Here is an 8,610-nt window from a genome sequence, read left to right on the forward strand (position 1 = left end):
TCGATAACAAGGCAAAAATTTTGCTATTTAGTTGTTCTAAATGAGAAATTTTTAACGCCGTTAGCGTCATATTTGCTCCGTCAAATTGAACAGGTATTAAGTGAAATTGGTATAATGTGCAAACAAAAACGCAAGGAAACCCAATGGAAGCACTTTTTTCCTATGGCACTCTGCAACAGTCGCAGGTGCAGCTCGATACCTTTGGCCGCTTACTCGATGGTGAGGCTGACAGCCTGATTGGCTATCGGCTGGGCCAGGTCAGAATTAGCGATCCCGCGGTCTTGAAAAGCAGCAATAAAGAATACCACCCTATCCTGATCCATACTGCGAACCCGGACGATGAGGTAACAGGCACGGTATTTTTAATCACTCAGCAGGAGCTAATGCGCGCCGACAGCTATGAGGTTGACGATTACGCCAGGCAGGAGGCAACACTGAGATCCGGAAAAACCTGCTGGATCTATGCCGCCAGCAACAGCGCCATCCTGGTAGATTGAGGGTTAGCAGGCCACACGCCTGCTAACCCCAAATAAATTTACTCGCATGCCTTACCACAGTTGCCAATGGTCACTTGTTTCTGACCAAGGTAGCTTGGGATCCCGTATACGCGATTATAGGCAATAGCGCCGATAAATTGGTTGTTATACAACAAGCCAGGCGTCCAACTGCTGCTACGCCATGTGCCGCTAAGCGCATATTTACTGATCCGATTAGCGCCAGGTGCACTGGCGTTGAACTGGCCTCCCCAGCCGGCAGTGATAGTAGGTGCGCTCTGGTAAACCCCAATGTGTGCAAGGTGTTTGCCATAGCCGTAAGCATCCCGGTTAAGACTGACATTTAAGTTCATACCGGTTGCCAGATTGCCGATGATATTGTCGATATCAATATCCAGATAACGCTCTGCAGCATCCACATTGCCCCGAACACGGCTGTCAGCAAGTATCTCTTGCATACCAAACAGCGCTCCGGGCTGTTGCAGCGCAGCAAACTGTTGCAGGTTTGCCTTAATCAGATCATCTACCGCGCCGGTTGCCGCATCAGATGCGAAGTAGTCAACAAACAGGCTGATCCCGGGCAATGACAATATGCCTCCCGAGCAACTCACATCGACATCACGACCATAATTAATGTCAATCTTTTCCAAAGCGCCCGTGTAGTAATTGTAAGTAACGGTCGGAGTCAGATTTTCAAGGCGAACAGATACTTTAACACTGGGGCACAGCACATCAACGCCGTCAAACTTCACTTTGGTGTAAAGGTCCAGGCTCCCCACGGTTAAGCGGATTTTATAATTATCTGTACCGGTAAAAGTGGCGGATATATTACGGGCGTCAACATCAACTGCATAGATGTATTTAACGGCACTCATATTGCTCAGATCACGGCGAATATCCGACTCTGTTTCTAACTCAAACTGCCTCATGTCTGAAAACAAACTGTCTGCCAGTGAGCCCAGGCTCACAGTACGCACCTTTTGGCTCGCATTGGGGTTACCTGTTGGCTTACTCAGTTTTAGCGTGGTTTCGCCCGCATTGGCCGATTGCAAAGCCATACCTGCAATGACACAAAACGCGATTTGATAAGGATGTTTCATCTACTTTTTCCTTGTTTTTAGTTATTAGCAGACGCCAAAGTAGATGATAAAAAGAACAGCAACACGACAAGAAAGTTAATTATTTGTTTCTATTCATTAGGATAAAAGCGCGCAGGAGCGCGCTTATTCAAAATGTGAGTTACTTATTCTCCGTGACCGTAATAGTCTGCCATACCTCATTAAACTCGTTGTCATTGTCTATCACAACAAGCGCAACGCCATATTCACCGGGCGCGCTAAAGGTGTGCACCGCTTTCTCTGCACCAGGTAAATATGTCGATTGCGCTCCCATGCGCCAAAGGCGCTGAACAATTTCTCCATCCGGATCAGTGGATGCTGAGGAATCAAACTCACAGGTCAAACCGTTGCACTGGTAGTCAAATTGCGCAACGGGAGGGCGTATACCATCCAATGCCAGCTGGACTGTTTTGGTATCACGGTAACCGTGGCTGTCATCAACCTGTAAAGTAAGCTGATAGTTACCCGCATAGTAATAATCAATCTCGACCTGTTCGCCATGAAACACAGCGTAGAAATCGTCGTTTGCTAACACCCACCTGTATGCCAAAGCATCTCGGTCATCCTGGGTAACAGAGCCATTAAAACCACAAATACCTTTACGACAATCCGCTACAAAGTCCGCCACAGGGGCAACAGTACCAGGCATCGCGCCATTGTCGATTGTCAGGAATTTAGCGTGTTTAGGCCCCCACTGCCCGCTTGCATCTTGCGCACGAAACGTCAGCGTATAACGGCCCTGACGCCAGCGGTGTGTGTCTAATGTGTAGTTAATTGATTCTCTTGCAGTGTCAAACACGCCATCCGCAGCGGGCAGTAAAATACGCCGTTTTCCCCGCTTACCCTTTCTCTTAATGGTTAACTCGACTTTTCGAATGGCCTCGCTGGGTGGCAGCTGCCCGGTCAAAGAGCGGCCAAAGATATCATCCGCAACAGTGGCGATTATCTGTACCGGCGTACCGGCTGGTATCGCTTCATTGCCAGCTCCTTGCAATCTCAAGTCATCAATTTGTGGTCCGGCTGGCATCTTATACGGCCGCTTTGCAACCTTGGCGGCATAGATCAGAGCATTCAGGTTGTTGGGAAATATCTCCCCCTCAAAGTTGGCACAACTTTCGAAGAAGGCGTTACCCAGCTCAAAGGTAAATGATGCGACACCCAGCTGACCATAAGCATACCCATCCGCAGATCCACCCACTTTGAATATCTCTTGGGTCTGAAACGCCAGATAGTCATTGTAAGCCGCCATTCTATGGCCCATCATAGATAACTGTTCGCCATTCGGGCTGGGAGTCAGCTCACTCGACCAGGGCCACATTACAAAACGGCTAAAGCTGTGCAGGTCTAAGAAAACGCCTTGCGTATTAAGAGGTGCAGGGTCGCTCAACAAATCACCGCGCCGGTCTTTAAACAGGCCTTTAAGATAAGCCTGGATCGCTTGTGTTTCCGGCTCCGATGCAGCGCTGGGTCCGTGATACCTCAGTGCACATTGCTCGTCTGTCGACCCCCCAATGGGAGAGGCCCAGGCAAAGTCGAAATTGCGGTTAAGGTCAACACCTCGTAAGGTGTCATCAAGTGCACAATAGGCCGTGTTGGTGTTTTTACGCCACGATAGCCCTTGCTCCGCCAGTACACGTCCATCCGGGTTGGCAATCAGCAAGATATGGATCTCTCGCTGGTCCATGATCCAGTTGATATCTGCATTGGTCTCGCGGTTCTCAAGCAAATACTGAGCAAACTTCAAGGTGGTCGCGCCCGGCGTATACTCACGGGCATGCAACGCTCCTTGCATATAAAGTGCCGGACGCTTGCGCCATTTGTTTTTCTTTTTGTTTTTCAGAACCAAAACGTTTAGGTCGTGCCCCCCCAGCCCCTGACTTTTTTCCCATGATGGCCCTATGTGCTTAAGCTCTACGAAATCCGGATAGGTTTGCGCCAGCGTTTCGGCCATCTGCTGTGTTTCTGCCAGAGTTGGGTAGCACGGAAAGCTTGGTATACCTGATGTCTGACCTGCACTTTGGCTTCGTGCCGTCATGGGTGAGTTTGTTATTGGTGCGCCGTCTGCACGACCAGTGGTGTCGGCTCTTGAAAAAATCAGCGCGCCATTGCCTTGTAGTTCGACAAATTGAGCTTGATTCAGCGTTAGCACCAGATAGTTGTCTTTTACGTCCAGCACCGCATCGTGATAGCGAGTCAGGTATTGTACTTTTTGCGCGTCACTTGAGAATGCCAGCTGGTAAGTAGATAAAGTGTGTTCTGTCATAGCCAAAGAGGGTGTACTTGTCTCTTTATGGCCGCTATGTGCGTTGGCCGACAAGCTAATCGCGCCAAACAGGGCAAGTCCCATTACATTTTTTTTCATAGTGTTTCCTTCTTCTTGTTGATGAGTGTATCCCACTGTCCTCAGGCCTCAACTCCGTATAAAAAGTGAAGGCACCCTCAAGTGTAAACATACTGAAATATAAAAATGCTCATTTATTATACGCTTAACCACAGTGGCCTAATCTGGTAACTCTAGCTTAGGCCTCAAATTGGCATTGAATGATAATGCGAGTAGAGCGCGTCATTTTGTTGGATTTGCGGAGCTTTATCAGAATAAAGAGTGAGACAAAGAAGAAGGAGGTGAGATGGCGGGCAAGCCTCAAACTTGCCCCTGCTCATGTTGCTTAGGCTGTAACTATAGATGTGTATAAAACCACTCGGAAAGCTCAGAAAAGACCTTTATTGTAAAAATATCTTCGGCCTTTTAATCTGGCTACGCAAGGTTGCAATACCCCAACAAAACATCAGAACGTTTGTTTTAAAAACCAGTTTGTTTGTTTAAAAATGTAAAACATCATTTTTTATTTTGCAGTTCGTGATTAGAATGGGGCCAGTTATGATCCCAACCTGTAAGGGAAGACAATGAATACTGTACGATTTTCTATGCTTGCGCTGGCATGCACCACACTGCTGGCATGCTCAAATGAAACCACTGACTCCGAGAATGTAAAAACAGAGGCCATCTGGTCTAAAATTTACGTGACCACCACTGGCGAAACGTCGCGAGTGATTGCCGAGCTTAACATTGATGGGCCGACGGGTAACAATATCAGGCTGACTGCCAATGATAAGCTCGTCGCAAAGGCGGGCAATGTCAGCCAGGTGATGAGTGAAGATGAAGCGCTATTCGACGTGGATTACCGCGCTATTTTTGATACAACCTCAGGTGGCACTCAGTTTACAGTTGATTTCACCAGAGCGTCTGAAAACAAAACGCTGACCACAACCATGACCTTGCCTCGACCGTTCGAGATTATCACACCACAAAAAAACCAGTCCTATTCAGTCAATGACGAGCTAATCCTTGCCTGGACCCCAGGTACGGAAGGTGACACTCGCTTTGAGAGTAAACTGACAATTGAATGTAAGAAAAACGACGGTGACAGCATTTTCGTCAATGTGAACAACGAGCAGCTGACTGATGATGGAACGCAGATTTTCGACTTGAGCACCATTGCAGAGCTGAAAAATACCGCTATCAATACCCGTCAGGAATGTAGTGCAGAATTCTATCTTGCCCGCACCCGCCAGGGCAGCGTAGATCCGGGCTATGCAAACGGCAGCTCGGCAAAAGCGGTTCAGGAGCGTTACTCAGATAAGTTTGAAATTCGCCTGAGAAACTAACGTCCGTCCAGATGGCGTGTGGTTCGCTCAGGCTGCACGCTATTCCCACTATGAGCCCTGCGTTCCCTTATCAGGTGGTCTGAGGTGATGAGCTGGATTTTTGTCTGCAAACACGGCAAACTGCGGGTTTTAGGCTGTTAACAGAGTATCTATGCGTTTTGCGTTGTTGTTCACCCTTTTTGTTGCTTTGATACCCTTTGTTGGCCATACCACTGCGATACGCTTCGTTGCGGAAGACTTGCCTCCTTATCATTACCTGGACAAACAAGGCAAACCCACCGGAGCATTGGTTGAAATTGCAGAGCACTTACTCACCGAGACCGGGTTACAGGGCCATATCGAGATCATGCCAATGGCACGTGCACTGCACGAAATGCGAGAAAGAGACAACACTCTATTGCTGTCATGGCTAAAAACACCTGAGCGCGCACAAAATTATCGCTTTCTGGGCGTAATGTGTCATGTTCAGGCCTACTTAATTGGCCTCAAAGAACGCGACTTTTCACTAAAAGATTTAAATAGCGCCAGAGCACATCGTGTTAGCACGATTCGCGGCTATTACAGTGAACGATTTTTACGCGCAGCGGGGTTCTCTGAAGAGCATGAGCTGGTGCTGGTGTCACATTACCAAACGTTATGGCACATGCTGTTTAAGGGCCGCACTGATCTGGTGTTGACCAATGCCCAGACAATAAACAAAGAACTCAATGCGCTGGGACTACCTGCAGAGCAGGTTGAGCGTAAGATGGTGGTGCCCAATTTTCCCTCAGAGCTGCATCTGGCGGCCAGCTTAAGTTTCGATCCACAACGGGCAGATCTGTTGAAGCATGCCCTGGCTCAGCTCAAAGCAACCGGAAAATATCAACAGATCCTCGCAAAGTGGCAACTTAATTAGTTGTATTCGTGCTAAACACCAGGCACTTCAAGTTGCTGTCTTCGTCAATGTCGGGGAATTCTGGCGGGTTTGGTAACCGGGTATCGAATTGCATTTGTGGCGCTTCTCTGGCCATTTCATCAATTAAAAATTGCGCACTCACTTGCGGTGAGTTAACGCATGCCAGCACAACGCCCTGCGCGGTTAACAAATCCTCCAGACGTCTTAAGATCCGCTGATAATCTTTGGTCAGGGCAAAGCTCCCCTTCTGAAAACTGGGCGGATCAATAATGATCAAATCATACGGCCCAAGTTTTTTCACTTTCCCCCAGGATTTAAATAACTCATGCCCCAGAAAGGAGACTTGGCTTAAATCGTGCCCATTCAGTTGGTGATTGACTTTCCCCTGTTTTAAAGCCGCCTTAGACATATCGAGATTGACGACATGATCCGCGCCCCCTGCCAAAGCCGCAACTGAGAAACCACAGGTATAAGAAAACAAATTGAGGATACGTTTGCCTTTTGCCTGGCTTTTCACCCATTGTCGACCCAGGCGCATATCCAAAAACAGCCCCATATTTTGTTTGGCGCCCAAAGACAAGCCAAACTTCAAGCCTTGTTCGCTAACGACGGGCATGGCTGACAAAGTACCATACACAACATCTATGGGGGAGCCATTGGCATACCTGTGTTGCAGCAAGACCGAGGATACTTGTTCAGTCCACCCTTGAGATTCAATGAGTAACAGTAACTCAGATTTGAGCGATTCAGCCCACTGCGGTTCATGTTCTTTGAATAGGGAAACAAGCAGCTGCCCCTGTAACCAGTCGACCGTAACGTGCTCAAGCCCGGGGAAACTGCGGCCCCGACCGTGAAAGAGGCGGTAAATTTCATTCGTGAGAGTCTGTTTCGATAGGTGTTGTAATAGGATGGAAAGTGGCGCGTCGGTCATTTAATTTAAGTATTTTTCAATATTGGCCCTTATTTTACTTGGGTTTGCTGGTTTGATGCAAATAACATAAAAAAGCCCGACTAAATTAGCCGGGCTTGCGTGTTATTGCGCTTGTTCACACATTACTGTTTTACACAGTAAAGGCGCGCTTTTGAACCACAACTGAGCGTACTACTTTGCACCCACTCAGTCGATGTTTCTCCAGCAATACCCGTCATAGCGCCACCAAACGAATATGGGTCGTTAGCAGAGCTACTAGTCCAGTTACTACATGTATTCCAATTTACAGAACTTCCCCGATAATTCATATTTGTCCATACGCGGGCTCCTGTTACATCATTGCCCTTCTCATCATATACAATTCCAACTTGTAATGGTGTCGTATTCGTACGCCATAAATCCGAACCTGTATTGGCAACAACATCTCCGTTAATGTTGTACGCAGTTTCTGAACTATCCACTTTGTAGGACGAAGTGTCCAGCAGGGCTTTATATGTACCTGATGGCACTTTGGAACCGGCGCTATTGGCCAAAGAATTACAGATATTGTCTGCACCGTTAGCGCCTCCCAGATTACCAGTGTGTTCAGTACTTGTAACAAACATGACGTTTTTCACCACTGATGAAGCCCCTTTGAGCAATAATGACCAACGCTCAACATCCAAAATCGGTGATTTTTCTGAACTCGTGGCGGCTATATCCTGAGTTGCGATATACAGGCTATTGCTAAACGCTACACGTGCTACCTCTCCGGTCTGATAAGCATGTTCTGAAGACCAGGCAAGCTTAGCTGGCGTAAATTTAAGGGTAGAAGCCAGGGCAGTTAGCATATCAACCTGATCCGCTTTGCTTGCCAAAGCAGTATTAACGTCGCTCTTGTTCGCCTTGTCTGCTAGCGCAGTATTTACTTCACTTTGGTTTGCTTTGCTCGCCAGCGCAGTATCAACATCGCTCTGGTTCGCCTTTGCAGCCAATGCCGTCGTAACATCGCTTTGGTTTGCTTTGCTTGCCAATGCTATATCAACATCGCTTTGGTTTGCCTTGGCTGCCAGTGCTGTATCAACATCGCTTTGGTTTGCCTTGGCTGCCAGTGCTGTATCAACATCGCTTTGGTTTGCTTTGCTTGCCAGTGCTATATCAACATTGCTTTGGTTTGCTTTGCTTGCCAATGCTGTATCAACATCACTCTGGTTTGCCTTCGCTGCCAATGCCGTTGTTACATCGCTTTGGTTTGCTTTGCTTGCCAGTGCAGTATCAACATCACTCTGGTTTGCCTTCGTGGCCAATGCCGCTGTTACATCGCTTTGGTTTGCTTTGCTTGCCAGTGCAGTATCAACATCACTCTGGTTTGCCTTCGCTGCCAATGCCGTTGTTACATCACTTTGGTTTGCTTTGCTTGCCAGTGCGGTATCAACATCACTCTGGTTTGCCTTCGTGGCCAATGCCGTTGTTACATCGCTTTGGTTTGCTTTGCTTGCCAATGCAGTATCAACATCGCTTTGGTTT

Annotated in this window: 7 protein-coding genes; 3 read left to right on the plus strand and 4 right to left on the minus strand. The window is 47.8% G+C overall.

Annotated elements, in window-relative coordinates; translation table 11 throughout:
- The first annotated feature begins 143 nt into the window (after window positions 1-143).
- Window positions 144-497: a gamma-glutamylcyclotransferase family protein gene (locus TW77_RS22825; protein WP_046007274.1), complete on the plus strand. Its 354-nt coding sequence runs from the start codon at window positions 144-146 to the stop codon at window positions 495-497.
- A 38-nt stretch (window positions 498-535) separates the two neighbouring features.
- On the opposite strand, the gene TW77_RS22830 is transcribed toward TW77_RS22825, so the two are convergent.
- Window positions 536-1,594, minus strand: coding sequence for a hypothetical protein (locus tag TW77_RS22830; RefSeq protein WP_046007275.1), 1,059 nt, complete (start codon window positions 1,592-1,594; stop codon window positions 536-538).
- Window positions 1,595-1,733: 139 nt separating this feature from the next.
- On the minus strand, window positions 1,734-3,974 hold the full coding sequence (locus TW77_RS24520; protein ID WP_052713325.1) for a M14 family zinc carboxypeptidase: 2,241 nt from the start codon (window positions 3,972-3,974) through the stop codon (window positions 1,734-1,736).
- Window positions 3,975-4,516: 542 nt separating this feature from the next.
- Between TW77_RS24520 and TW77_RS22840 the strand changes: the two genes are divergently transcribed.
- Both TW77_RS22840 and TW77_RS22845 read left to right on the plus strand, forming a co-directional pair.
- Complete coding sequence (locus TW77_RS22840) at window positions 4,517-5,278, plus strand: hypothetical protein (RefSeq protein ID WP_156158746.1); 762 nt, start codon at window positions 4,517-4,519, stop codon at window positions 5,276-5,278.
- A 151-nt stretch (window positions 5,279-5,429) separates the two neighbouring features.
- Complete coding sequence (locus TW77_RS22845; RefSeq protein WP_046007277.1) at window positions 5,430-6,173, plus strand: substrate-binding periplasmic protein; 744 nt, start codon at window positions 5,430-5,432, stop codon at window positions 6,171-6,173.
- On the opposite strand, the gene TW77_RS22850 is transcribed toward TW77_RS22845, so the two are convergent.
- Entirely contained in the window at window positions 6,166-7,104 is a 939-nt protein-coding gene (locus TW77_RS22850) for a class I SAM-dependent methyltransferase (RefSeq protein ID WP_046007278.1), read from the minus strand. The genes TW77_RS22845 and TW77_RS22850 overlap by 8 nt on opposite strands.
- A gap of 122 nt (window positions 7,105-7,226) precedes the next feature.
- Window positions 7,227-8,610: hypothetical protein (locus TW77_RS25460; RefSeq protein ID WP_162197986.1), on the minus strand; the 1,384-nt coding region annotated here is incomplete at its 5' end.

This window comes from Pseudoalteromonas rubra, from assembly GCF_000967655.1.
GTDB classification, from domain to species: domain Bacteria; phylum Pseudomonadota; class Gammaproteobacteria; order Enterobacterales; family Alteromonadaceae; genus Pseudoalteromonas; species Pseudoalteromonas rubra_A.

Coding starts and splice junctions, on each gene's coding strand:
- TW77_RS22845 (WP_046007277.1), top strand. CDS start 5,430: ATGCGTTTTGCGTTGTTGTTCACCCTTTTTGTTGCTTTGATACCCTTT.
- TW77_RS22830 (WP_046007275.1), bottom strand. CDS start 1,594: ATGAAACATCCTTATCAAATCGCGTTTTGTGTCATTGCAGGTATGGCT.
- TW77_RS24520 (WP_052713325.1), bottom strand. CDS start 3,974: ATGAAAAAAAATGTAATGGGACTTGCCCTGTTTGGCGCGATTAGCTTG.
- TW77_RS22840 (WP_156158746.1), top strand. CDS start 4,517: ATGAATACTGTACGATTTTCTATGCTTGCGCTGGCATGCACCACACTG.
- TW77_RS22825 (WP_046007274.1), top strand. CDS start 144: ATGGAAGCACTTTTTTCCTATGGCACTCTGCAACAGTCGCAGGTGCAG.
- TW77_RS22850 (WP_046007278.1), bottom strand. CDS start 7,104: ATGACCGACGCGCCACTTTCCATCCTATTACAACACCTATCGAAACAG.